The following is a 25,877-nucleotide window of genomic DNA, read 5'->3' on the forward strand; positions in this document are numbered from 1 at the left end:
CCCGCTGCGCGCCGCGCTCGTCGCCGTCGTGCTCGTGGTGGTCCAGGTGGACGTGCGCCGCGCCGACGCCCGCCGCCGGCGGGGTGTGACGAGGCCGTACCGGCGCACCACCTCCGCGCGGTCGGGACCGGTCCTGGCCGACACCCCTCCCCGGTCCACCTCGACCGCGGTGGTCGGCACCCGCACCTGTGTCCCGGAGTCCTCGTCCGGTGTCGCTGTCGTGCGACCTCCTCGACGCGGACGTGACGGCCGCCGCGCGGCCGCCGGAGACCGGCGGTACCGGGACGACCGGGCGGCGGGGCCGGTCTCGGACGGGGCGACGGACCGGCGGGGCTCCGGCGGACGACGAGCAGGCGATCCGGTCCGCGTGGTGGCCCTGCCGAGCGCGGCGCAGGTCCCGCTCACCGGATCGTGGTCCTCCCGTTACCCGCGCGATCAGCCCAGGCGCCAGGCCGCCACCGCGGGCGGCGCCGTCAGCGGGACGAAGCCCGCTGCGGCCAGTTCGGCGTCCAGGGTCGGACGGGACACCACGGCGGCGTCGAACTCGGCGGTGTCCTCGGACACGAGAGCGTCCTCGCGCCACGCGCGGTAGGTGATGCTCCAGCGCATCGCGTCAGGCCCGGTCGGGACGGCCGAGGCGGTGTGGTCGTAGCGGTGCCGGCCGAGGGCGCGGCCGGGCACGGTCACGGGTGCCACCTCCAGCGGCTCGTCCGGTACCGGAGCGTCGACGACCACCACACCGCCCGGCGTGAGGTTGCGGGCGCACCACGACCACAGCCGCGGCCGGTCCTCGGCACCGAAGTGGCTCAACGCGTTGAACGCCACCACGGCGTCCACCGGTCCGGGCAGCGCCACGTCCGGTGCGCGTCCCGGCAGCAGGGTCACGGCACGCGCCGTGCGCTCGCGCTCCAGCATCCGCGTCGCCAGGGCGGCGCGCATGGCCGGCGCGGGCTCGATCGCGAACACCTCGCCGTCCGGCGGCAGCAGCTCGACCAGGGCGCGGGTGAACGTCCCGGTGCCCGGTCCGATCTCGGCGACCGTGGTGGCGCCGCGCAGCGGGGACGGCAGCGCCGCCACCACGGTCTCGACCGCCGCCGCGGGGAAGATCGCGTCGTAGTACTGCGCGTTCACGGCGTAGTTGCGCTCGACCGACTCGTGGTCAGCGTTCATCAGGACCTCCAGGACAGCGGTGCCGATCACACCACGAGTTGACACACCAATGGGTGAAAATGATAACCATTAATAGGAAGGTCGGGTGAACGGGTCGACTGCGACACGACGAACCGACGCGAACCGAAGGAGCCACGGTGAGCACCACCCCCGCCCACCCGACCACCGCCGGAGACGAGTTGACGGCAGCGGTGACGGTCGCCGTCGCCGACGCGCTCGACCTCTCCCCCGACGAACTCGACCCCGAGGTCCCGCTGGTCGAGCTGGGCCTGGAGTCCTTCACCGCCGTGCGGCTGCGGCGGCGGCTGCGCGAGGACACCGGGGTCGGGCTCGCGCTGACGGACTTCCTGGGCGGCGCCACGGCGCGCACGGTCGCCGAGGCGCTCGCCGCGGCGGACCCGGCGCGCGGCGCGGCCGTGGACGAGACCGCTGCGGCCGACGCGGTCGCGGACGACGGGACGTTCCCGCTGACGCCCGTGCAGATCGCCTACTGGGTGGGACGCGACCCGTCGTTCCCGCTGGGCGGGGTGGCGACGTTCTTCTACCGCGAGTTCGAGCACGACACCGCCGAGGACCCGGACGCCGAGGTCGCGCGGCTGACCGCCGCGTGGAACCTGCTCGTGCGGCGGCACCCGGCGCTGCGGACGGTCGTCGACGGCGACGCGCGCGGCCGGGTCCTGGAGGAGGTGCCGGAGCTGGTGCTCCCGGTGACCGACCTGCGCCACCTGCCCCCCGCCGCGGCGGTCGACGAGGCCGAGCGGTTGCGGCACGGCTGGTCCCACCAGGTGCGGCCCGCCGACCGGTGGCCGCTCTACGACCTGCGGGTGGTGCTGCTGCCCACCGGTCGTACGCGGGTCTGCGTCGGGACCGACGTGCTGGCGCTGGACCTCGCCGGGTGGGTGCAGGTGATCTCCGAGTGGGGCGCGCTGGTCGCCGACCCCGTCGCCGAACTGCCGCCGCCGGCGTCCACGTTCGCCGCGTTCGCCCGCCGCCGCACCGCACCGGCCGCCGTCGCCGCGCTGGACCTGCCGCCCGGTCCGGCGCTGCCGCTGGCCACCGATCCGCGGGAGCTGCGTTCGCACCGCTTCACCCGCACCGCGACGGAGCTGACGCCGCGGAGGTGGGCGGAGCTGCGGCGGCGGGCGGCCCGCCACGGGCTCAGCCCGACCGGGGTGCTGCTCGCGGCGTGCTCGCTGACGCTGGCCCGCTGGGGCGCCACCGACGAGTTCTGCCTCACCGCCACGCTGTTCGACCGGCCCGACGAGGCCGAGCTGGCGCACGTGGTGGGCGACTTCACCTCCACCGTCCCGGTGCGCGTCCCGCGGTGGGAGCCGTTGCGGGGCGAGGGTTTCGCCGCCTGGGCGGGCTCGGTCAACACCTCCTTCTGGTCCGCCATGGACGGACGCGACAGCGCGCTCGTCAGCGGCGCGGCGGCGCTGGAGGCACCTCGCCACCCGGTGGTGTTCACCAGCGGGCTGGGTCTGACCCCGGACGGCCGCGACCCGGCCGGCTGGCTGGGCCGGGAGGTCTTCGGCATCTCCCAGACCCCGCAGGTGCTGCTGGACCACATCGTGCTGGAGGAGGGCGGCCGCCTGCGGATCTGCTGGGACGCGGTGGACACCGCGTACCCGGACGGACTCGTCGCGGGCATGGCGCGGGCGCACGCGCTGCTGCTGGAGCGGCTGGCCGACTCCGACGCGGCGTGGGAGGACCCGTCGCTGGGCTGGGTGCCGTCGTTCGAACCGGACGCGGAGCTGAACGCGACCCCCTTCGGCGAGGCGGGACCGCTGCTGGACGACCCGCTGCGCGCCGCCGCGCGGGACGCGGGTGAGCGGCCCGCGCTGCTGGACGCCCGCGGTGTCACCTCGCACGAGGAGCTGGCCGCCGTCGCGCGCGCCCTGGGGGCGCGGCTGGCCGGCGCCGGCGTGGGGCCGGGAGATCTGGTCGCGGTGTCCGCGCCGAAGGGGCGCGAGCAGGTGGCGGCGCTGCTGGGCGTGTCGGCGAGCGGCGCGGGGTACGTGCCGGTGGAGCCGTCGTGGCCCGCGGAGCGGGTGGCGTCGGTGTGCGAGCAGGCCGGGGTGCGGCACGCCGTCGTCGCGGCGGGCGCCGCTCCGGCGTGGCCGGAGGGCGTGCGGGTGCACGAGGCCACCACGAGCGACCCGGCCGGCCCGGCCACCACAGCCGACCCGGTCGGCGAGCCGCGGCGGCCCGTGCCCGGCGACCTGGCCTACGCGATCTTCACCTCCGGCTCGACCGGCCGCCCCAAGGGCGTGGCGGTCGAGCACCGCGCCGCCCGCACCACGATCGACGACCTCGTGGACCGGTTCCCGATCGGGCCGCGGGACCGGGTGCTGGCGCTCTCGGCGTTCAGCTTCGACCTGTCGGTGCACGACGTGTTCGGCGTCCTCGGCGCGGGTGGTGCGCTGGTGCTGCCCGACGCCGACCGGCAGCGCGATCCGGGCCACTGGCTGGAGCTCGCGGAGCGGCACGGGGTGACGCTGTGGAACACGGCGCCCGCGCTGCTGGAGATGCTCGTGGAGTACGCCGAGATCGACCCGGACCTGGCGGCGCGGGCACTGCGGCCGCTGCGGCTGGTGTTCCTCTCCGGCGACTGGATCCCGGTGACGCTGCCCGACCGGCTGCGCGCGCTGGCCCCGTCCGCGACGGTGGTGAGCCTCGGCGGGGCCACCGAGGCGGCGATCTGGTCGATCTGCCACGTGGTCGAGGACGTCGACCCGGCGTGGAGCAGCATCCCCTACGGGCGCGCGCTGCGCGGACAGAGCTTCCACGTCCTCGACGAGCACGGCGCTCCCTGCCCGGTGGGCGAGCCCGGTGAGCTGCACATCGGCGGTGACGGTCTGGCGCGCGGCTACGCCGGTGATCCCGCGCAGACCGCGCAGCGCTTCGTCCACCACCCGGTGCTGGGGCGGCGGTTGTACCGGACCGGCGACCTGGGGCGCTGGCGGCACGACGGTGAGATCGAGTTCCTGGGCCGGGTGGACCGGCAGGTGAAGATCCGCGGTCACCGCATCGAGCTGGGCGAGGTCGAGTCGGTGCTCGACCGGGTGCCGTCGGTGCGCAAGTCGGTGGCGCTGGCGGTGCCGGGGCCCGACGACCGGCCCCGGCTGGTGGCGCACGTCGTGCCCGCCGGGTCCGCGGAGTCCGTGGTGGAGGCCGACCTGGTGGCGCACCTGCGGCAGCGGGTGCCCGACTACATGGTGCCCAGCCGGTTCTGCGTGCACCCGGAGTTCCCGGTGACCCCCAACGGCAAGGTCGACTACGCGGCGCTGCCCAACCCGTACCGGCGCGGCACCGCGCACGCCGAGGTCGTCGCGGAGGCGCCGCCCGCCGCGGACCCGGTGGTGGACGGGTCGTGGTGGGAGAACGCGGTGGCGCGGGCCGCCGCGCTGGGGCTGGAGGTGTCGCTGGGCGTGGCCCCCGGCGCGCTCGCTCCCGCCGACGCGCTGGAGTCGGCGGCCCGGTGGAGCCGCGAGACGCGGCGAGAGGCGCGGGCGCGCGGTGCGGCGCTGGAGGAGCGGTTCGCGCCGGACGGACTGGTGCGTCTCGTCGCCGCACCCGGCGCCGTGCCGGTTCCCGCTCCGCTTCCCGAGTCCGCTCCCGTCCCGGTCGCCCCGGTCGCCGACCCGGAGGTGGAGCGGGTCGTGGCGGAGGTGTTCTCCGAGCTGCTCGGCTGCGCGGTGGACGCGGAGGCGCCGTTCTTCTCCCTCGGCGCCACGTCGCTGACGCTGGTGCTCGCCACGCGGCGGCTGGTCGACCGCGGCTGGTCGCGGCTCGCGGTGGTGGACCTGTTCGCCCACCCGTCCGCCCGCGCCCTCGCCGCCTTCCTCACCGGCGTCGCCACCCCCGCCGCGCCACCACCACCGGTGCCGTCAGCGGCACCGGTGGGTCGGCGGGCGGCTCGGCTGCTGGCGCAGGAGGTGGCCCGGTGATCGCCGTGGTCGGAGCGGCGTGCCGCTTCCCCGGCGCCGCGGACGCGGAGGCGTACTGGGACCTGCTGATCGACGGGCGCAGCGGCCTGACCCGTCTGTCCGAGGAGGACATGCGGGCCGCGGGCACGCCGCCGGAGGTGCTGCGCTCCCCCGGACTGGTGCCGGTGGCCGGCCTGATCGCCGGACAGGACCTGTTCGACCCGGAGCCCTTCGGGCTCACCGACGCCGAAGCGGCGCTGATGGACCCGCAGCAGCGGCTGTTCCTGCGCGCCTGCTGGGAGGCGCTGGAGAACGCCGGGCACGGCGGCGGGCGCGGGGCCGGCACCGTCGGGGTGTACGCGGGATCGGCGCACAGCGCCTACCTGACGGCGAACCTGCCCGGTCGCTGGGACCCCGCCGGTGGTGGCACCGATCCGGTGGGCAGTCTGCGCACCGCGATCGCCACCCACGCCGACTACCTGCCGCTGCACGTCGCGCACCGGCTGGACCTGACCGGTCCCGCGGTGTCGGTCGCCACGACCTGCTCCACGTCGCTGGTGGCCGTGCACACCGCGGCGCAGGCCCTGCTGGCCGAGGAGTGCGACACCGCGCTCGCCGGAGGCGTGTCGCTGATCGTGCCGCAGGGCCGGGGCTACGTGCACGTGCCCGACGGCATCTACTCCGCCGACGGTGTCGTGCGGCCGTACTCGGCGCGCGGCACCGGGATCGTGTACTCCCAGGGCGTCGGCGCGGTGGTGCTGCGGCGGCTGGAGGACGCGCTCGCCGACGGCGATCCGGTGCTGGCCGTGCTGCGCGGTTCGGCGGTGAGCAACGACGGCGCGGACCGGGCCGGGTTCACCGCGCCGTCGCCGCGCGGGCAGGCCAGGGCCATCGCCGAGGCGCAGGCCGTCGCGGGGGTGGCCCCGCGCGCGGTCGGCTACGTCGAGGGCCACGGCACCGCCACGGCGCTGGGCGACCCGGTCGAGGTGGCCGCGCTGCGGACGGTGTTCGGCTCGGCGGAGCGGCCGTGGTGCGGCCTGGGTTCGGTGAAGGGCAACATCGGCCACGCCAACAGCGCCGCCGGCGTCGCCTCGCTGATCAAGACCGTGCTGGCGCTGTCGCGCGGTTCGGTGCCGCCGTCGCTGCACGCCGAGCCGCTCAACCCCGCGCTGGGTCTGGAGGGCTCTCCGTTCGAGGTGGTCACCACCGCGCGCCCGTGGTCGCCGGACGCGCCGTTCGCCGGGGTGAGCTCCTTCGGCATCGGCGGCACGAACTGCCACGTCGTGCTCGGTCCTCCGCCCGCGCCTCGGCCGGTGTCCCCCGACCCCCGGCCGCAGGTGCTGGTGGTGTCCGGGCGCGGTGACGACGCGGCCCGCGGCGCGGCCCTCGCCCTGGCCGACCACGTCGAGGGTGTCGGGCCGGACGTTCTGGCCGATCTGGCGCACACCCTCGACGTCGGCCGGGTGCACCAGCGGCGGCGGGTGGCCGTCGTCGCCTCGCCCGAGGACCCCGCGGCGGCGGCGCGGACGCTGCGCACCGCGGTGCCGGTGCCCGTGACGGCACCGGCCCCGCGGGTGGTGTTCGCCTTCCCCGGCGCCGGGAGCCAGTACGGCGGCATGGGCGGCGGGCTCTACGAGCGCGAGCCGGTGTTCGCCGAGGCGGTGGACGAGTGCGCCGCCCTGCTGCGGCCGCTGCTGGGCGTGGACGTGCGCGAGGTGGTGCGCGGGACGGCGGCGGAGCACCGGGTGCGCGACGCGGCCCTCGGGCTGCCCGCGCTGTTCACCGTCTCGCTGGCGACGGCGCGGCTGCTCGCGGCGTGGGGCGTGCGGCCGGACGCGGTGCTGGGGCACAGCCTCGGCGAGTACACCGCGGCGGTCGTGGCCGGTGGCCTGGAACTGCGGGACGCCGCACGACTGGTGGCGGTGCGCTGCACGGAGGTGTCGCGGGTCGCCGGGAACGGGGCGATGCTGTCGCTGGACCTGGGCGCGGACGAGGTGCGGACGCTGCTGGGCGGGCACCCGCTGGTGGACCTGGCCGTGGTCAACGGCCCGCGGGCGAGCGTGGTGTCGGGACCGTCGGACGCCGTGGCGGGACTGGCGGCCGAGGCACGCCGTGCCGGGGTGCGGTGCCGGGAGCTGCGGGTGGACGCGGCGCTGCACTCGCGCCTGGTGGACCCGGCGGTGCCCGCCGTGCGGCGCGCGGCGGCGGGCCTGCCCGCCCCGGTGCCGACGGCGACCGTGGTGAGCACGCTGACCGGCGGGCCCGTGCTCGCCGAGCTGGCCACCGCCGAGCACTGGGCGCGGCAACTGCGGGAACCCGTGCGGTTCTCCGAGGCGCTGCGTGCCGCCGTGGGCGCAGGACCGTCCCTGCTGGTGCAGGTGGGGCCGGGTGCGGCGCTGGTGTCGCTGGCCCGCTCCCACGCCCTGCCCGGTCTGGTGGACTCGGTGGGGACCCTCGATCACGAGCGGCGCGCCGAGGAGCCGGTGACGGTGCGCGAGGCGGTGGCGCGGCTGTGGGCGCGCGGCGCGGACGTGGCGCTGCCCGGCGAGCCGGGTGCGCGCCGCAGGGTCGCCGCGCCGGGCTACGCGTTCCAGGAGCGGCGGCTGTGGATCGACCCGCCCGCCGAGGACCGTCCGGTCCCCCGCGACCTGCTGCTGCACCGGCCGCGCTGGCAGCGGGTGCCCGTGCTGCCCGCGCGCGTGCCGCGGGGCCGGTTCGCGCTCGTGCGCGTCGGCGGGGACGTCGCGGTGCACGACGCGCTGCGCGCCGCGACGACGTGGACCGAGCTGTCCGACGTGGACGGCCCGTCGCTGGACGGGCTGCTGGTGCTCGCCGGTGGCGACGACGTCGCCGCCGTGGTGCGCGACTGCGCGGAGCTGGCGCGGACGCTGACCGAGCGCGGCGTGCGCCCGGCGGTGCTGCTGACCGCCGCGGCCGGAGCGGACGCGGTGGAGAGCGCCGACCGGCCGAACCCGGCGGCGACGGCGGCGAAGGCGCTGACCCGCGTGCTGGCGCAGGAGCAGCGCGTCGCCCGGTGGCGCACCGCCGACACCGGGCCGCTGGCCCCGGCCGAGGCGGCCGCGGCGCTGCTGGCCGAGCTGGCCGACCTCGCCGGAGGTGGCGAGGTCGGCGAGGTCGCGCCGCGCGGGCGGGTGCGGTGGCAGCGGGAGGTCGTCCCGCACGCCCCCGATCCGGCCGAGCCGGTGACCCTGCGCGGCGGGTGGGCGGTCGTGGCGGGCGGGCTCGGCGACGTCGGCCTCGTCGTGGCCGCTCACCTGGCGCGGGCGGGAGCACGGGTCGTGGTGACCTCGCGACGCCCGGTCTCCGACGTGCCGCACGCCCGGCGGGCGCTGGCGGCGCTGGCGGGCGACGGCTGCGACATCACCACCCGCGTCCTGGACGCGGCCGACCCCGCCGGGTGGGAGCGGCTGCTGGTCGAACTGGCGGGAAGCGCGCCCGTGGCGGTCGTGGTGCACGCGGCCGGTGCCGCCGCCACGGCCGGGACGCACCCGCTGCGGGTCACCGGCGCCGAGCAGGTGGCCCGGCAGCTGCACGGCAAGGCCGGTGGCGCGGTGGCGCTGCGCGAGGCGGTGCGGCGGCTGCCCGCGTCGGCCCGCCCGGCGTCGGTGCTGCTGATGTCCTCGGCGGCCGTGCTGGTCGGCGGGATCGGCACCGGCGCCTACGCCGCTGCCAACGCCGTGCTCGACGCGACCGCCGAGGCCGCGGACGACGACACCGCGACCCGCTGGACGAGCGTGGTCTGGGACGGCTGGAAGGTCGGCCCCGGCGGCGACGAGCGCACGGTCGTGCTGCGCGACGCCCTCGACGCGGCGACCGGCGCGTCCGCTCTGGAGCGCGTGCTCGCGCTGCACCGCGACGGCCGCGCCGAGTCGGTGGTGGCGGTGTCGCGCACCGACCTGCGCGCCCGCTCCACCGCACCCGTCCCCGTCGGCGACGAGCCGGGCGAGGGCGACGAGCTCACCGATCCGGTGCAGCGGCGGATCGCCGCGCTGTGGAGCGAGCTGTTCGGCGTGCCGGTGCGTTCGGCCGACGCGGACTTCTTCGCCCTGGGCGGGCACTCGCTGCTGGCGACCGGCATGCTCACCTCGCTGGGCCGCGAGCACGACGCCGACCTGCGACTGCGGGACCTGCTCGACGCGCCGACCGTGGGAGCGCTGGCCGGGCTGGTGCGCGAGCGGGCGGGTGGGAGCGCGTCCGCGCCCGTCACCACCGCCGCCGTCCCGGCCGCCGAGGTGAGCTCCTGGCCGCTGACGCGCGTGCAGCACGCCTACTGGGTGGGGCGCGACGGCGGCTACCGGTGGGGTGACGTGCCCTGCCACTTCTACCTGGAGCACGACTGCGCCGAGCTGGACGTGGCGCGTCACGAGGAGGCGTGGAACCGGGTCGTCGCCCGGCACCCGTCGCTGCGGGCGGTCGTCGACGCGCAGGGCAGCATGACGGTGCTCCCCGAGGTCCCCCGCTACCGGATCAGGGTGCACGACCTGCGCGAGGTCGGCGAGGCCGAGCGGGAGCGACGGCTGGCATCGCTGCGCGAGCGGGTGTCCCGCAAGCCGGGACCGTCCGACCGGTGGCCGCTGTTCCAGGTGCGGGCGGCGCTGCTGCCGCACGGGCGGGTGCGGTTGTTCACCGGCGTGGACGTGCTGGTGTGCGACGCCGCGAGCTGGGGCGTGATCGACCGCGAGCTGCGTCACCACCACCTGAACCCCGACGTCGACCTCCCTCCGGTGGGGGTGCACCCGGCGGAGTGCGTGCGCGCCCTGGAGGAGCGCCGCGACGGCCCCGCGGGACAGCGGGCCGCCACCTACTGGCGGGAGCGGCTGGCCGAGCTCCCCGCCGCTCCCGCCCTGCCGCTGGACGACGCCGCGGACGCGCCCCGGTTCCAGCGGCACGCGGCGGTGCTCGACGCGCCGCGCTGGCGGGCGCTGCGCGAGACCGCCGCCCGCCACCGGGTCACCCCGACGGCGGTGCTGCTGACCGTCTACGCCGACGTGCTGGCGGCGTGGAGCGGCCAGGACTCGTTCTCCGTGGTGCTGACGCTGTTCGACCGGCCCGACGTGCACCCGGACGTGGCGCACGTGGTCGGCGACTTCACCTCGCTGGTGCTGCACGCCGTGGACCGCTCCCCGGCGGAGTCCTTCGCCGAGCGGGTGCGCCGCACGCAGCGGCGGTTGTTCGACGACCTGGACCACCGGGAGTTCTCGGCGCTGGAGGTGCTGGCCGAGCGGTCGGCCGCCGCCGGTGAGCTGGTGTCGGTGCCGGTGGTGTTCACCAGCGCACTCGGCCTGTCCGGCGAGGACCACGATCCGGCCTGGGCCGGCGAGCGGGTGGCCGCGCTGAGCCAGACCCCGCAGACGCTGCTGGACCACCAGGTGCTGGAGGAGCACGGAGAGCTGCACCTGCAGTGGGACGCGCTGCACCCGGTGCTGCCGCCCGATCGGGTGCGCGCCGCCGTGGCCGAGCACGCCGAGCGGGTGCGGCTGCTGGCCGACGACCCGGACGCGTGGGGCTCTACCGCGGAGTCCGGAGTGGACGACGGGTCCGAGGAGTCCGGAGTGGACGACGAGGACGTGGCGGTGCTGCTGCGGGCCGGCACGGGCCGGCGGACGCTGTTCCTGCTGCACCCCTCCGGCGGCGACGTGCTGTGCTACGCCGACCTGGCGCGGCGGCTCGACCCCGCGGTGTCGGTGGTGGCGCTGACCGATCCCGGTCTGTCCGGCGCCGGCGCACCGGAGAGCGTGACCGGACTGGCGCGGCTGTACGCGGGGGTGGTGCGGCGGTACCAGCCGTCCGGGCCGTACCTGCTGGGCGGCTGGTCGATGGGCGGCGACCTCGCCCACGAGGTCGCCCGCGTCCTGCACGAGCAGGGGCTGCGCACCGCGGCGCTGGTGCTGCTGGACTCCCACGACCCGTCGCTGATCACCGCGACGCCGGGAGAGGCGGAGCTGGCTCGGCGCTACCTGGCGTCGCTGGAGGGCTACCTCGACGTCGACCTCGGCTCGCGGGAGCGCACGACGGGGCACGTCGACGGCGCGCTGCAGCGCGAGGTCGACGACGCGCTGACCTCGCACGGCCTGCTGCGTCCCGGCGACACCGCCGCCACCCGCCTGGAGGTGTTCGCCCGGCACCTGCGCGGCCTGGCCGAGCACACCCCGCGCCCGCTGCCCGACCCGAGCACGCGTGCCCTGGTCGTGCGAGCGGCGCGCACCTCGCCCCGCAACTCCGGCATCGGCATGGGCGTGGACGACGTGCCCGCCGGAGTGCCCGACCTGGGCTGGTCGGCCCACCTGGCCGGGCCGGTGCGCCTGGCCGCGGTCGACGCCCACCACTACTCGCTGCTGCGCGGCGACGCCGTGTCCGCGATCGCGGACCTGGTCGACGCGCTGCTGCACCGCACGGACGACGAGAGGCACACCCCGTGAGACACCCACTGCGCCGCGCCGCGACGCTGACCGCCGCCGCACTGACCGCCGCGGCCTGCTCCGCCGGCGCGGACAGCGCGGCACCGGAGCACACCGACGTGCTGCGCTACGCCGCGGTCGGCGCCGCCGCCACCGCGAGCAACGACCCGCACGGCGGGCTGGGCAACGAGTCGGACGCGATGCGCTTCGCCCTGGTCTACGACGTGCTCACGGTCGCCGGGCCGGACGGGCGGACCGCGCCGCGGCTGGCCGCGTCGTGGGAGCCCGACGAGAGCCTGACGCACTGGCGCGTCGCGCTGCGCGAGGACGCCCGCTTCACCGACGGCAGCGCCGTCGACTCCGGCGACGTGCTGTTCTCCCTGCGGCGGATGGCCGACAAGGCCGCCGAGAACTACGGCCGCATGGCGATGTTCGACCTCGGCGCCTCCCGCGCCGTCGACGAGCACACCCTGGAACTCGTCACCCGCGCGCCGTTCGCACGGGTGCCGGAGGCGTTGCAGTCGGCCACGTTCGTCGTGCCCGAGGGCACCACCGACTTCAGCAGCGCCCCGCCCGGCTCCGGCCCCTACCGCATCGCCGGTGGTGATCCGGCCGCCGTCGCGCTGGAGCGCAACGACGACTGGTGGGGCGAGCCGGCTCCGACCGGGCGCGTGGAGATCTCCGCGATCGCCGACCCGCAGGCCCGCGCGGACGCGGTGCTGTCCGGGCGCGCCGACGTCGCGGGCAGCGTCAGCCCCACCGCCGCCGAGCAGGCGCGCGGCGCGGGCGTGCAGGTGGTGCGCCGCCCCGGTGTCACCGCCTACCCCGTGGTGATGCGCACCGACCGCGCCCCGTTCGACGACCCGCGGGTGCGGGAGGCGGTGAAGCTGGCCGCCGACCGGCAGCAGCTGCTGGACACCGTGTTCCTCGGCTTCGGGGAGATCGGCAACGACCTCATCACCCCGGCGGACCCCAGCAGCCCGGACCTGCCGCAGCGGGAGCGCGACCTCGACCGGGCGCGCGCGCTGCTCGCCGAGGCCGGACGCGGCGACGGACTGTCGGTGGAGCTGGTCACCACCACCGCCTACCCCGGCATGGACGCCTCCGCGACCCTGCTGGCGCAGCAGCTCGGCGAGATCGGCATCGACGTGTCGGTGCGGGTCGAACCGCAGGAGACCTACTGGACCTCGGTGTACGCGCAGTCGGACTTCTACGTCAGCTACCTCGGCGGCATCGGTTTCCTGGACGTGTCGCGGATCGCGCTGCGCGCCGACTCCCCCACCAACGAGACCGCTTGGCGGCGGGCCGACTGGGAGCGCGACCTCGACACCGCGCTGGCCGACCCCGACCCCGCCTCGTCGGACCGGGCGCTGGGCGAGCTGCAGACGCGGCTGCGCGACGAGGGCGGCTACCTCGTGTGGGGCACGGGCGACGGGCTCGACCTGGCGCGGCCCGGTGTGAGCGACCTGCCTACTGGTCCGGGGTTCGCCCGGCTGTTCGTCGACCGGGTGCGGGTCGGGGCGTGACGAGCGCACCGCCGTTGCGCGCCGGGGTCGCGGTCCTGGCGCGTGCCGGCGCCACGGCGGTGCTGCTGTCGGTCGTGGTGTTCGCGGCCGTGGAGGTGCTGCCCGGTGACGCCGCGGCGGCGCGCACCGGCGGGCGCGCGGACGCCGCGCGACTGGCGCGGCTGCGCGAGGCCACCGGGCTGGACGACCCGCTGTGGCAGCGGTGGCTGAGCTGGGCCGCCGGGCTGCTGCGGGGCGACTGGGGCACCTCGCTGCTGACCGACCGGCCGGTGGCCGACCTCGTGCTGCCGCGGCTGGCGGCGACGGCCGTGCTCACCGGTGCCGCGCTGCTGGTGGCGGTGCCTCTGGTGCTGGCGCTGGCGTGGCTGGTCGGCACGGCGCGGCCGGGGCGCTCGCGCGTCGGCGGCGCGGTGCTCACGGCGCTGGCGGCGGTGCCGCAGGCGGTGGTGGTCGCGGTGCTGGTGCTCGTGCTGGCCGGGTTGCTCCGGTGGCTGCCCGCGGTGTCGCTGCTGCCGCCGGGAGTGCCTCCGCTGCGACGCCCCGAGGTGCTGGTGCTGCCAGCGCTGGCCCTGGCGCTGCCGTCGGCGGCGTGGGGCGGTGCGCTGCTGGCGGGTGTGGTGGCCGACGCGTGCGCCGCGCCGCACGTGCGGGACGCGCGGGTGCGCGGGATGCCGCCGTGGCGGGTGCACCGCGACCACGTGGCGCCGTTCGTGCTGGCCCCGGCGGTGCGGGTGCTGGCGGCGGTCGCGGCGGGAGCGGTGTCGTCGGCGGCGCTGGTGGAGACGGTGTTCGGCTATCGGGGACTGGGTGAGCTGCTGGTGGGCGCGGTGGCGGGACGCGACGCGCCCGTGGTGGCGGTGACGGGTCTGCTGGGCGGGCTGGTGGTCGTGGTGGGCGCGGCGGTGGCCGACCTGGTGGCGCTGGCGGTGACGCGGTGAGGCCGGGGGCCGGTGCGGTCGCCGGGGTGGTCGTGGTGGTGGCGGCGCTGAGCGGTGGGCTGGTCGCGCCGCACGACCCGGCCGCGGTGGTCGGGACGCCGTTCTCCGTGCCCGGTGGTGCGTTCCCGCTGGGCACGGACGGGCTGGGGCGCGACGTGCTGTCGCGGGTGCTGGCCGGGGGTGCGCGGCTGGTGCTGCTGGCCCTGGCCGGCGGAGCCGCGGCGACCGCGGCCGGTGTGGTGGTCGGGTTGCTCGCCGGATGGGTCGGCGGGGTGACCGACCGGCTGCTGACCGCGGCGCTGGACCTGCTCGCGGCACTGCCGCTGCTGCTGGTCGCGCTGGTGCTGGCGGTCGCGGTGCCCGGTGGCGCGGCGGTCGTGGTGGCCGCCGTCGCCGGAGGCGCGCCGCTGACCGCGCGCGTGGTGCGCGACGCGGCGAGCCGCTTCCGCGGCAGCGGCTGGGTCGAGGCGGCCCGCGGGCGCGGGGAGAGCACGGGTGCGGTGCTGGTGCGCGAACTCGCGCCCGCGCTGGGCCCGCTGGTCGCGGCGGACGCGGCGCTGCGGTTCGTGCTCGGGCTGCAACTGGCCTGCACGGTGGCGCTGCTGGGCTTCGGGCCGCAGCCGCCCTCGCCGGACTGGGCGCTGATGCTGCGGGAGAACCTGCCCGGCGCGGCGCTGAACCCCGCGGGTGTCGCCGCGCCCGCCGCGGCGCTGGTGCTGCTGGCGTGCGGGGTGGCGTGGTCGGCGCTGTCCCGGCGCGGGGTGGCGGGATGAGCGCCGTGCTGGACGTGCGGGGACTCGTGGTCGCGGACGCGACCGGCCGCGTCCTGCTCGGCCCGGTGACCGTGACCGCCGGCAACTCCGAGGTCGTGGCGGTCGTGGGCCCCTCCGGCACCGGCAAGACGACGTTCGTGCACGCGCTGCTGGACGCGCTGCCGCCCGGCCTGGCGCGCGCGGGCGGCGAGGTGCGCTGGCGCGGCTCGGTCGTGCGGCGGGGGCGGGCGGCGCGGACGTGGCGCAGGCGGGAGACCGCGGTGCTCGGGCAGGACCCGGCCGCCGCGCTGCACCCGCTGTGGCCGGTGGCCGGGGTGGTCGCCGACACGGCGGCCGGTGCCGCGGTCGTGGACGACGCGCTGCGCTCGGTCGGGCTGGACCCCGCGCTGGTGCGCGAGCGGCGGGTGCGCGAACTGTCCGGCGGGCAGGCGCAGCGCGTGGCCCTGGCGCGGGCCGTGGCGGCGCGCCCCGCGCTGCTGGTGCTCGACGAGCCGACCAGTTCCCTCGACGCCGACGCCGCGGCGCTGGTGGAGCGGCTGGTGCGCGCCCGGCGCGAGCGCGGCGACGGGCCCGTCCTGCTCATCTCCCACGACCGGGCGCTCGTGGCACGGCTGGCGGACCGCGTCCTCGCCCTGCCCGGCGACCACGCGCCACCACCGGCGGTGGTGCCGCTGCCTCCGGTCACCGGCGACCCGGTGCTGCTGGTGCGGGAGGCGGTGGTGCGCCGGGCCGACGGCGCCGCCCTGCTGGCGGGGGTGGACCTGGGCCTGCGGGCGGGCGAGTTCGTGGTGGTCCGCGGGCCGTCCGGGTCCGGGAAGACGACGTTGCTGCGCGCTCTGGCCGGTCTGCACCCGATCACCGGCGGAGAGGTCCTGCTGGACGGTGGGCCGCTGCCCGCGGACGTGCGCGACCGCGACCGCGCCGCGCTCGGGGCCGTGCAGCTGCTGCACCAGGACCCGCTCGGCGCGCTCAACCCCGCGCACCGCGCCCGCAGCGCGACCGCCCGACCCGCCCGGCTGCTGCGCGGTCTGGACCGCGCGGCGGCGTCGCGCGAGGCCGACGCGCTGCTGCACGCCACCGGGCTGCCCGCCGACCACGCCGAGCACCGGCCCGCCCGGCTGTCCGGCGGGCAGCGGCAGCGGGTCGTGCTGGCCCGCGCGCTGGCCGCGCGCCCGCGGGTGCTGCTGGCCGACGAACCCACCTCGGCCCTGGACGACACCACCGCGCACGCCGTGCTGGACCTGCTGGCGGCGCGGTGCCGGGACGGGACGGCCGTGCTCGTCGCGACCCACGACGAACGGGTCGCCACCCGCGCCCACCGCAGTCTGCGCTTGACCGATCGCGGTCAGCTGATCGACGACGAGGAAGGACCCGACCGTGCCTGACGACACCGCCACGGCCGCACGCGATGCGGCGGCCCACCTGGAGGGCCACCCGTGGGTGGCGCGTGCGCGCGCCGACGGCGACCGGGTTCGCCTGGTGCCGCACGCCCACCTGCTGGCCAGCACGCCGCGTCCGGGGGAGCTGGTCGCCGAGCACCTGGAGCAGTGGGGGGAGGTGTACGAGCTGACCTACGGCGACGGGTCCGGCGGCGACTTCGACCTGCGCGGCTGGCGGGCCTCCGACACCGGTGAGCCGCTGCCCGCCGACCACATGGCCGAGTGGGTGACGCGCACCGTCGACCTGGTGGCCGGTCTGCGACCCCGGCACGTGGTCGAGCTGGGCTGCGGCACCGGGATGCTGCTGCACCGCCTCGCCGCGCGCGTCGAGGGCTACGTCGGCACCGACGTGGCCGAGCACGCCGTGCGCGCGGTCTCCGCCGCCGCACCGCCGCACGCGCGGGTGGTGCGGGCGGCGGCGCACGAGCTGACCGGCCCCGCGGTGACGGCGGCGGTGGCCGAGCTGGGGTTTCCGGCGGGACGGCCCGACCTGGTGCTGCTCAACTCGGTGACCCAGTGCTTCCCGGACACCGGCTACCTCGCCGCCGTGGTGGCCGCCGCGGTGGCCGCGGTCGCGCCCGGCGGGCACGTGGTGGTGGGCGACAACCGGCACTCCGGACTGCTGGCGGAGTTCAGCGCGTGGGTGGAGCGCAGCCGCTCCCCCGGTGCCGACGACGCCGAGCTGGCGCGGCGGGCGGCGGCGCGGGCCGAGCGGGACGAGGAGCTGCTGTTCGACCCGCCCGCTCTGGCCAGCGCCGCGGCGTCCACCGAGCGCGACGTCCGGATGGTGGCGCTGCCCAAGCTGCTGGCCGACGACTCGGAGCTGACCCGCTACCGCTTCGACGCGGTGCTGCGCGTGGACGACCCGGCACCGGTGGCGGAGCCTCCGGTGCTGCGCTGGACCGACGTGGACGCGCGGGACGTGGCGACGGTGGTGCGCGACGGACCGGTGCGGCTGGTGGACGTGCCCAACGGGGCCCTGGTGCCCGGCGCGCGGACCGCGGCGCGGCTGCGCGCCGAGCTGACCGGCCTGGACGCGGTGGTGGTGCTGGCCCCCGGCGACCCGCGCCGCCTGGAGGTGGTGTCGCCGGCGTCGGCGGCGTGGCGGCCGGTGGCGGAGATCGCCGCCGCGGCCGGTGCGGGCCCGCACGAACCGCTGCGCCGCTTCGCCCGGCAGCGCCTCGCCGCCGCGGCCCGCACCCACCTGCGCCGCCGCCCCGAGCTGTCCGGCGTGCCGGTGGAGATCGACCTGGACGGCGCCCGGTGACCCCGCACGAGCACGGACTGGCCGCGATCGGCGACACCGGTCTCGACCGCCTGCCCGAGGCGATGCGGGGCCTGGACGAACTGGCGCTGGCGACCACCGCCGAGGTGCTGCGCCGCGCGGGCCTGTTCCGGCCCGGAGTGCGCCACGCACCCGAGCAGGTGCTCGACCGGCTGCGTGTCGCACCGCGGCACCGGTGGATCGCGCGCGGCTGGCTGCGCGCCCTGGTCGAGGAGCACCTGCTGCGCCGCGATCCGGCCTCCGGCCTGCTGCACGACCTGTCGCCCACCACGCCGGTGGCCGAGGTGCGGGCGCGGGTGCCGGAGCTGTGCGCACGCCTGGGCTACCCGCCCGCGGTGAGCGCGTTCTTCCTGGCCGCCGCCGAGCGGCTGCCCGCGCTGCTGCGCGACGAGATCGCGGTGCAGTCGCTGCTGTTCGACGCCGGTGACACCGCCGCCGCCGACGGCGCCTACCGCGGCAACGTCGTCAACACCTACCTCAACGCGGTCGTCGCCGCGGTCGCCGCCGAGCGGCTGCCGACGTCCCGGCGGGCCCGTGTCCTCGAGGTCGGCGCCGGGGTGGGTGGCACGGCGCTGCCGCTGCTGGCCGCCCTGCGCGGCCGGGACCTGGAGTACGTGTTCACCGACGTGTCCCGGTTCTTCCTCGACAGCGCCCCCGGCGTGCTCGGCGGCGACCCGCGGGTGCGGTTCGCCCTGCTCGACGTCAACGACCCCGCCGCCACCCCTCCCGTGCCGGACGCGGACCTCGTGGTGGCGGCGAACGTGCTGCACAACGCCGTCGACGTGCGCGACGTGCTGCGCCGGGCGCGCTCGTGGCTGCGGCCCGGCGGCGCGCTGGTGCTCGTGGAGTCCGGCCGGGAGCTGCGGCAGGCGTCGGTGTCGATGCAGTTCCTCATGTCCCCCGCGCCCGGCGCGCGCCCCGCTGGCGACGGCGACCTGCGCGCCGGGCAGGACCGGGTCTTCCTCACCCGCGACGAGTGGACGGCCGAGCTGGGCGCGGCGGGACTGCACGTCCGCACGGCGCTGCCGCCCACCGACCACCCGCTCGACGCGCTCGGTCAGTTCGCCGTGATCGCCGAGCGCCCCACGCCCCACCCGAACAGGAGCTGACCGTGACCACGACCACCACCCCGGCCGACCTCGACCGCGAGCTGGCCTCGATCTGGGCCCAGCTGCTCGACGTCGACCCCGCCACGATCAGCGGTGACACCCCCTTCCTGTCCCTGGGCGGGGACTCCGTGCTGACGGTGCGCATGTCCGCGCTGGTGCGCAAGCGCCTCGGCGTGGTGCTGGCCCTGTCGGACATCCGCGTCGAGATCACCCTCGGCGAGCTGACCGACCTGGTGCGGCGTCGCGCCAGCGGCACCGACGGGCGCGCGCTGCCCGTGGAGATCACCAGACGAGCGGACCCGCGCGCGGTGTTCCCGCTCCTGCCGCTGCAACAGGGCTACTTCGTCGGCCAGCAGGACGGCTGGGAGCTGTCCTACGACTCCGCGCACCACTACGTCGACATCGGACTGTCCGAGGTGGACGCCGACGAGGCGCCGGAGGCGCTGGAGGACGCGCTGCGGCGGCTGGCCGCGCACCAGCCGGTGCTGCGCGCCCGCGTGCTGCCCGACGGCACCCAGCGCATCCCCGCGGCCGACGAGCCGGGGGCGCTTCCGGTGCTGCGGGTGCGGGACCTGCGCGGCGAACCGGCCGAGCGGGTGGAGGCGGAACTGGCCGCCACCCGGCGGGAGATGAGCACCAGCGGTCCGGACCCGCAGCACGGGCCGGGTGTGGACATGAGGTTGACGCTGCTGGACGACGACCGGGCGCGGCTGCACTGCTCGGTGAGTCTGCTCATCATCGACGGCTGGTCGTCCAACGTGTTCTACCGCGACCTGTTCGCGCTGGTGAGCGACTGGAACGCGACCCTGCCGCCGCTGGAGGTCGACTACGGCGACTACGTGGAGTCGGTGCGGCGCCTGCCGGAGACCAGCGCGTGGGAGGCCGACCGGGACTGGTGGTGGGACCGGCTCGACGGCTTCCCGCAGCCCCCGGCGCTGCCGCTGCGACGCGACCCGGCGCACGTGCGGCCGGAGCTGATGGCCTCGGTGCAGAGGACCCTGGACGCGCGGACGTGGGCGGCGGTGCGTGCGCGGTGCACCGCGCACGGCGTCACCCCGTCCGCGGCGGTGTTCACCGCCTACGCCTGCGTGCTGGCGCGGCGGGCCGGTCACCGGGCGCTGCTGCTCAACTCGTTGCAGCTCAACCGGTTGCCGCTGCACCCGGACGTGCACCGCATCGTCGGCGCGTTCGCCTCCACCACGCTGATCCCGGTGGAGCTGGCCGCGGGCGCGTCGTTCGCCGCGCTCGCCGCCGACTGCCAGCGGTCCTTCGGCGACGCCGCAGCGCACAACCTCGTCAGCGGTGTGGAGGTCTCCCGCGAGCTGGGCCGCCGCCGCGGCACCCACCGGCCGATCGCGCCGGTGGTGTTCCAGAGCACGCTGGGCATGGACGCGGCGATGGGGCAGCGGCTGCCCTCCGACGCCGGGCCACTCGGCGTGATCGACATGCACGACCACCACCAGCAGTTGCGCACGCCGCAGGTGGCGCTGGAGGTGCGGCTGTTCGAGCTGGACGACACCATGATCACGGTCTTCTCCCACGTGGCCGAGCTGTTCGAGCCGGGCCTGGTGGAGTCGCTGTTCGACGAGCTGCACGACGTGGTGCGCTCGCTGGCCGAGTCGGACGCGTGGGACGCGGTGGTGGACCTGCCGGACGACGCGCACGTCGACGGTGCGGACGAGGCGCTGCTGCTGGGCCGCTACCGGGCCGAGGAGGTCGCGCACGAGGCCGGTGCGCCGCGCGACGACGTCGAGCGGCGGGTGGCGGCGCTGTGGGAGGAACTGCTGGACGTGGCCGGGCTCGACCGGGCGGCGGGGTTCTTCGCCGCGGGCGGCGACTCGCTGCTGGCGGTGCGGGCCCTGGCGCGACTGGCCCGCGAGACCGGGGTCGTGGTGCCGGTGCGGGACTTCCTGGCCGCGCCGACGGTGGCGGGCGTGGCGGAGCTGGTGCGGCGGGCCGGGTCGCCCGCCGCACCGTGACGCACCGCTCAGCCGGTGGTGGCCGCCGCGCGGGCCTCCAGGCCCGCGCGGAACAGGCCCTGCTCCAGCCAGACCGCCGCCCGCACGCCGTCGGCGGCGGCCTGGCTGACCAGGGTCAGCGCGTCGGGCAGCGCCGCCATGCGGGCGGCGTCGCCCGCGGCGAACACCCCCGGCACCGTGGTGGCCTGGAACTCGTCCACGCGCACGCACCCGTCGTCGAGGACCTCGCAGCCCAGATCGGCGGCGAAGGTCGTGCCCGGCCGGGTGGGGGCGCGGTGGAACACGGCCTGTCGCCGCAGCACCTCCCCACCGGCGAGGTGCACCTCCACCGCGTCCAGCTCGCCGGTGACCCGTTCCACCGGCTCCTCCCGCACGGCCACACCGCCCGCCGCGAGCCGGTCGAGCACCGGCTCGGGCAGCTGGTGCGGGCCGTGGGTGAGCACCACGACGTCGTCGCTGTAGCGGTCGGCCAGGTACAGGCCCAGCATCACCTGGGGCACGTCGCTGCCCAGCACCGCCAGGGTCTTGCCGCTGACCTCGAAGCCGTGGCAGAACGGGCAGTGGAACACGCTGCGGCCGAACCGCTCGGCCACACCCGGCACGTCCCACGGCTCGTCCACCTGCCCGGTGGCGAGCACGAGACGGCGAGCGCGTTCCACCCGGCCGTCCCCGACCTGCACGCGGAAGTCGTCGACCTCACCGCCGACCGCGGTGACGCGCGCCCGCTCCAGCACCACGTCCGGGTAGGCGGCCAGTTCCTCGCGCCCGCGGCGCAGCAGCTCCACGGGCGTGAGCCCGTCGTGCCCCAGGAACATGTGGACGCCGTCGGACGGCGCGTTGCGCGGCTGTCCCGCGTCGAGGACCAGGGTCTTGCGGTGCTGGCGGCCCAGCACCTGGGCGGCGGAGAGCCCGGCGGCGCCCCCTCCGATGACGATCACGTCGTGCACGACGGAACCCCTCACGTTGACCACTTAGATTGACAACGACTATCACTATCAGAAACGAGCGCGGCGGGGAACGCCGCGGGAAGAGGTGACGACGTGTCAGGAGCGACGATCGCGGTGCTCGGCGGTTACGGTGCGGTGGGCGCGGTGGCGGTGGACCGGCTCACCGGCGCGGCGACCGAGCTGCGCGTGGGCGGGCGCGACCTCGACGCGGCGGGCGCGCTGTGCGCGCGGCTCGGCGGCCCGGCGGCGGCGCACCGGGTCGACCTGACCGACGAGGTCTCGCTGGCGGCGTTCTGCGCGGGCGCGGACGTCGTGCTCAACTGCGCGGGTCCCTCCTACCGCGTTCTCGACTCCGTCGCCCGCGCGGCGCGCGCCGCCGGAGCGCGCTACGTGGACGTGGCCGGCGACGAGCCGCTGCTGCGCCGCGTGCGCGCCACGGATTCGCCCGACGCGCCGGCCGCCGTCGTGTCGGCGGGTGTCCTGCCGGGACTGACGGGCGTGCTGCCCGCACTGCTGCTGGCCGACGACGAGGACCCGGCGGCGGTGCGACTGGAGCTCCACGTGGGCGGCGCGGCACGGATCACCCCGGTGTCCGCGGTGGACGTGCTGCTGGCCACCGGCCCGGAGTTCGGCACGTCCCTGGCGGCGTGGCGCGACGGTGCGATCACCCGCGGCGCGCTGAGCCCGCGCTGGCACACCCGCGTGCCGGGCTTCAGCGGCGTGGTGCACGCCCTGCCGTACCTGACGACCGAGGTGGCCGACGTGGCCGCGGCGCGCGGGATCGGCGAGGTGCGCCAGTTCTCGGTGTACGTCTCCGAGCGCGTCCCCACCGTCCTGGCGACGGCGTGGGCGGAGGACCCGGAGGACCCGACCGGCTGGGCGGGAGTGCTCGCCGAGGCCGCGGACGCCGACGTGGCCGAGCGCGGCCGCCACTACGCGCTGACGCTGCGCCGCTTCGACGGTGACGAACCGACGGCGGAGGTCTCGGTGCACACGCGGGACCCCTACGAGCTCAGCGGCGTCGTGGCGGCGCTGACGGTCCGGGCGCTGCTCGACCAGGAGTCGCTGCACGGTGCTCACCCCGCCCGCGACGTGCTCGATCCGATCGCGACCTGGCACGCCCTGACCGCCGATCCGCTGTGCGACACCGGCGGCGCACCGCTGGTCGCCGGACGGGGCGCGCACGATCCGGCCGCCGACGCGCTCCGATGACCCCGGTCTCCGGCTCCACACCCGCACGGATCGGTCGACGCCGTCGCGGCCCGAGCACCGCGAGGGGGCGACGGTGTTCCACAACGCCATCGGCCACACCCGGCCACGGGTGACGCCGCACCGCGAGACGGTGCTGCGCGTCCTCTCCGAGCTGGCCGGACCCGCCACGGCACACGTGATCCACCGGCACGCGCGGGCGACCGGCGGGCGGATCGGCCTGTCGACGGTCTACCGGCACCTCTCCTCGCTGACCCTGGCCGGAATCGCCGACGTCACGCGCGACCCGGCCGGTCAGCACCTCTACCACCTCAGGTCGGACGACGAGCACGACCTCCCGCTGACGTGCGCGCGGTGCGGCCGCGGCACCAGGGTGGGCGCCGCCGCGGTCGCGCGGTGGGCCGCCAGGACCGCGGCCCTGCACGGGTTCACCGACGTGCGGGTGACCGCGGCGGTGACCGGCGTGTGTCCACTGTGCCCGGTCGAGCGCTCCGCCGCGCCGGGCGGGTGACGGAGCTTCCCGCCCCGGGCGCGCGGCGGCTGCCGGGGAGCGGCCGGACGCGGGCACGTGCTCACGTCCGGCCGAAGGCCCGGCGGTACGCGGTCGGACTGGTGCCGGTGGCCCTGCGGAAGCGGGCACGGAGGTTGGCCGCGGTGCCGAGGCCGACGCGCCGGGCCACCTCGTCGATGCTGTCGCCACCGGATTCGAGGAGCTGCTTGGCGAGGTCGATCCGGGCCGCCAGCAGCCACTGCGTCGGCGACACACCGGCCTCCTGGACGAAGCGGCGGGCGAACGTGCGCTCGGACAGCGCCGCGTGCTCGGCCAGCCGCGGGACCGACAGCTCCTCGCCGAGGTGGTGCAGCGCCCACTCCCGCGTCCGCGCGAGCGACTGTCCGGACGTCGGCGGCATCGCCCTGGTGATGAACTGGCTCTGACCCCCGGCGCGGTGCGGTGCGGCGACCGCGAACCTGGCCGCGGTGTTGGCGGCGACCGCGCCGTGGTCGCGCCGGACGACGTGCAGGCAGAGGTCGAGTCCCGCGGACGCTCCGGCGGAGGTCAGCACCTGACCGTCGTCGAGGTAGAGGACCTCGGGGTTCACCGTGACGGCCGGATGCCTCCGGGCCAGGAGGCCCGCCGCCCGCCAGTGCGTGGTGACGGTCAGTCCGTCGAGCAGGCCCGCCTCGGCCAGGGCGAAGGTGCCGGAGCAGATGGACACCATGCGGACACCGCTGGCGTGGGCCCGGCGCAGTGCCCGCAGCGCGGCGTCCGGGACCGGCTGGCTCAGGTCGTAGCCGGGGACGATCACCATGTCGGCCCGGAACAGCTCGTCGAGTCCGCGATCGACGTTCAAGGAGTAGCCGTCGCTGCTGCGGACCGCTCCCGGCTCCAGCGCGCACAGGGTGAGCTCGTAGTGGTGGGGCAGGGAACCGAACACCAGCAGCGGAACGCCGAGGTCGAAGGTCACCACACCGTCCAGAACCAGAACGGCGAGGGTGGTGACCGTCGTGGCGGAGTGCGCACGAACGTTCATGGCAGAAAAATAGCAGATTTTGTCAGAACAGCCACTCGATCACGAGTGCGCCGACCATTAGCGTGTGTTGCATGAGCAGCTACACAACGATCAGCGCCGAACGCCGTCTCGTCGTCGCCGTGCTTCTCTTCGAGGGTCACACCGCGCTCGATCTCGTCGGTCCGTGCACGGCGTTCGCGAGTGCGGGAATGGAGATCCACCTCGTCTCCGAAACGCTCGAACCGGTGCTGACCGACACCGGATTCACCATCTCGCCGACCACCACGTACGACGACTGCCCCGCAGAGCCGGACGTCCTGTTCGTGCCGGGAGGGCTCGTGAACGAGGTGATGCTCGACGACAGGGCCATCGCGTTCCTCGCCGACCGCGGTGCGACCGCGTCCTTCATCACGTCGGTCTGCACGGGATCGCTCGTCCTCGCGGCGGCCGGCCTGCTCGACGGCTACCGCTCGGCGACGCACTGGTCCACCCGCGACCACCTGGCACGACTGGGTGTCGAGGTCTCGACCGAGCGGGTGTGCGTCGACCGGAACAGGTTCTCGGGCGGTGGCGTGACAGCCGGAATCGACTTCGGCCTCACGATCGTCGCCCACGTCCTCGGCGAGGAATCGGCGAAGTTCGCTCAACTCGTCATGGAGTACGACCCGGAACCGCCGTTCGACGCCGGTTCCCCGGAGGGCGCCGGACCCGAAGCGGTGGCCCAGTTCACCCGGTTCGCCTCTCAGCCCGACGAGAATCTCGGGAAAGCCGTGTCCCGCGTGCTCGAACAGCGGAGGGCGACGGTGTCGAAATAGTCCCGGTGTCGCGACCGACGTGACGAACCGCACCGGCCCTGGAATGGGGAGCGCATTTCATCGCACGGTTCCGAGAACGACGCTCCTCGACGTCGCGGTGGCGGTTCGTCCGGTGCGGGAGGTGTCGAAGGCACCGCTGCCCTCCGCACGTCACCGTTGTTCGGGTGACCTCAGCGCGGCCTCCGCGGCGTTCCGCGGGGGTGCGGCCGCTTCGGGGTTCGCGATCCGGCGGTGCGTTCGACGTGTCCACCACCCCGGCGAGCCGCTCGGACACCGCGGTCGGTGGAGACCCTCAGACGTGGAGGTGGTCGACGTCCGAGGAGGTCGCTGTGTGCAGTTCGAGAGTGCCGAGGTGGTCCGCAGCTCCGGTGAGGAGGACGGTCTGGTCCTTCCAGCCGACCCGGATCACCACGGCACCCAGCGCGTCGATCCGGGTGCCCGGTACGAGGCCGTGGTCGATCACGACCTCCACGGGCACGACGGACGCCTCGGCAACAGCCGCACGGACCCGGTCGTGGTTCGCGACGGAGCTTCCGCGCACGGGCACCACCAAGCCGCTTCCGCGATCCCGGGTCCTGCTCAGGAAGTCGAGCAGCTGGCTCTCGGCGTTCTCCACGGGAAGCCCTCGCGGGGACAGCCCGTGCGACGACCGCACGGTCTTGATCACCAGCAGCAGAGTCCCGGCCGAGGACCGGTGGGTGACCTCCACGGCCCACGGCCGGTCGTTGACACCGTGCGTCCCCACCGCCGCGATCGGCCCCAGACCCATGACGGCGGACGCCGCGGCCACGGGACCGGGAAACGCGGCGAGGTGTTCACCAGGACGGC

General features: G+C 76.5%; 16 protein-coding genes. 12 read left to right on the forward strand and 4 right to left on the reverse strand.

Annotated elements, in window-relative coordinates; all coding sequences use genetic code 11:
* Nucleotides 1-435: 435 nt before the first annotated feature.
* Nucleotides 436-1,200, reverse strand: coding sequence for a class I SAM-dependent methyltransferase (locus IMZ35_RS22035; protein ID WP_199443053.1), 765 nt, complete (start codon nt 1,198-1,200; stop codon nt 436-438).
* Between the two features lie 107 nt (nt 1,201-1,307).
* Between IMZ35_RS22035 and IMZ35_RS22040 the strand changes: the two genes are divergently transcribed.
* Genes IMZ35_RS22040 through IMZ35_RS22080 form a run of 9 tightly spaced genes read left to right on the forward strand, consistent with a single transcriptional unit; the run spans nt 1,308 to nt 20,567 of the window.
* Entirely contained in the window at nt 1,308-5,120 is a 3,813-nt protein-coding gene (locus tag IMZ35_RS22040; protein ID WP_199443054.1) for a non-ribosomal peptide synthetase, read from the forward strand.
* On the forward strand, nt 5,117-11,539 hold the full coding sequence (locus IMZ35_RS22045; RefSeq protein ID WP_199443055.1) for a type I polyketide synthase: 6,423 nt from the start codon (nt 5,117-5,119) through the stop codon (nt 11,537-11,539). Before IMZ35_RS22040 ends, IMZ35_RS22045 begins: the two co-directional genes overlap by 4 nt.
* The gene (locus IMZ35_RS22050) at nt 11,536-13,044 is read left to right on the forward strand and encodes an ABC transporter substrate-binding protein (RefSeq protein WP_199443056.1); all 1,509 of its coding nucleotides are present in this window, start codon (nt 11,536-11,538) and stop codon (nt 13,042-13,044) included. The genes IMZ35_RS22045 and IMZ35_RS22050 overlap by 4 nt, the downstream gene beginning before the upstream one ends.
* Nucleotides 13,041-13,982 carry an ABC transporter permease subunit gene (locus IMZ35_RS22055; RefSeq protein ID WP_199443057.1) on the forward strand — a complete coding sequence of 314 codons (942 nt, stop codon included), beginning with the start codon at nt 13,041-13,043 and terminating at the stop codon, nt 13,980-13,982. Before IMZ35_RS22050 ends, IMZ35_RS22055 begins: the two co-directional genes overlap by 4 nt.
* Nucleotides 13,979-14,755 (forward strand): ABC transporter permease subunit, encoded by a 777-nt coding sequence (locus IMZ35_RS22060; protein ID WP_199443058.1) that lies wholly within the window; start codon nt 13,979-13,981, stop codon nt 14,753-14,755. The genes IMZ35_RS22055 and IMZ35_RS22060 overlap by 4 nt, the downstream gene beginning before the upstream one ends.
* Complete coding sequence (locus IMZ35_RS22065) at nt 14,752-16,140, forward strand: ABC transporter ATP-binding protein (protein ID WP_199443059.1); 1,389 nt, start codon at nt 14,752-14,754, stop codon at nt 16,138-16,140. Before IMZ35_RS22060 ends, IMZ35_RS22065 begins: the two co-directional genes overlap by 4 nt.
* On the forward strand, nt 16,133-17,461 hold the full coding sequence (locus tag IMZ35_RS22070; protein WP_199443060.1) for a class I SAM-dependent methyltransferase: 1,329 nt from the start codon (nt 16,133-16,135) through the stop codon (nt 17,459-17,461). The genes IMZ35_RS22065 and IMZ35_RS22070 overlap by 8 nt, the downstream gene beginning before the upstream one ends.
* Nucleotides 17,458-18,588 (forward strand): class I SAM-dependent methyltransferase, encoded by a 1,131-nt coding sequence (locus tag IMZ35_RS22075; RefSeq protein WP_199443061.1) that lies wholly within the window; start codon nt 17,458-17,460, stop codon nt 18,586-18,588. Before IMZ35_RS22070 ends, IMZ35_RS22075 begins: the two co-directional genes overlap by 4 nt.
* Before the next feature lie 2 nt (nt 18,589-18,590).
* Nucleotides 18,591-20,567, forward strand: coding sequence for a condensation domain-containing protein (locus IMZ35_RS22080; RefSeq protein WP_199443062.1), 1,977 nt, complete (start codon nt 18,591-18,593; stop codon nt 20,565-20,567).
* Nucleotides 20,568-20,575: 8 nt separating this feature from the next.
* Here IMZ35_RS22080 and IMZ35_RS22085 read toward each other — a convergent pair whose 3' ends face one another.
* Entirely contained in the window at nt 20,576-21,529 is a 954-nt protein-coding gene (locus tag IMZ35_RS22085; RefSeq protein WP_307868568.1) for an NAD(P)/FAD-dependent oxidoreductase, read from the reverse strand.
* Nucleotides 21,530-21,607: 78 nt separating this feature from the next.
* On the opposite strand from IMZ35_RS22085, the gene IMZ35_RS22090 reads away from it, so the two are divergent.
* Both IMZ35_RS22090 and IMZ35_RS22095 read left to right on the forward strand, forming a co-directional pair.
* Nucleotides 21,608-22,726 (forward strand): saccharopine dehydrogenase NADP-binding domain-containing protein, encoded by a 1,119-nt coding sequence (locus tag IMZ35_RS22090; RefSeq protein ID WP_199443063.1) that lies wholly within the window; start codon nt 21,608-21,610, stop codon nt 22,724-22,726.
* Between the two features lie 73 nt (nt 22,727-22,799).
* Nucleotides 22,800-23,234 carry a Fur family transcriptional regulator gene (locus IMZ35_RS22095; RefSeq protein ID WP_199443064.1) on the forward strand — a complete coding sequence of 145 codons (435 nt, stop codon included), beginning with the start codon at nt 22,800-22,802 and terminating at the stop codon, nt 23,232-23,234.
* A 61-nt stretch (nt 23,235-23,295) separates the two neighbouring features.
* Here IMZ35_RS22095 and IMZ35_RS22100 read toward each other — a convergent pair whose 3' ends face one another.
* Nucleotides 23,296-24,255, reverse strand: a complete 960-nt coding sequence (locus IMZ35_RS22100; RefSeq protein WP_199443065.1) for a GlxA family transcriptional regulator — start codon at nt 24,253-24,255, stop codon at nt 23,296-23,298.
* A 71-nt stretch (nt 24,256-24,326) separates the two neighbouring features.
* On the opposite strand from IMZ35_RS22100, the gene IMZ35_RS22105 reads away from it, so the two are divergent.
* Nucleotides 24,327-25,049: a DJ-1/PfpI family protein gene (locus tag IMZ35_RS22105; protein WP_229372927.1), complete on the forward strand. Its 723-nt coding sequence runs from the start codon at nt 24,327-24,329 to the stop codon at nt 25,047-25,049.
* A 292-nt stretch (nt 25,050-25,341) separates the two neighbouring features.
* Here the strand turns inward: IMZ35_RS22105 and IMZ35_RS22110 are convergent, their stop codons facing one another.
* Entirely contained in the window at nt 25,342-25,839 is a 498-nt protein-coding gene (locus IMZ35_RS22110; protein ID WP_199443066.1) for a hypothetical protein, read from the reverse strand.
* Between the last annotated feature and the right edge of the window lie 38 nt (nt 25,840-25,877).

This window comes from Umezawaea beigongshangensis (assembly GCF_016464305.1).
Classification (GTDB): Bacteria; Actinomycetota; Actinomycetes; order Mycobacteriales; family Pseudonocardiaceae; genus Umezawaea_A; species Umezawaea_A beigongshangensis.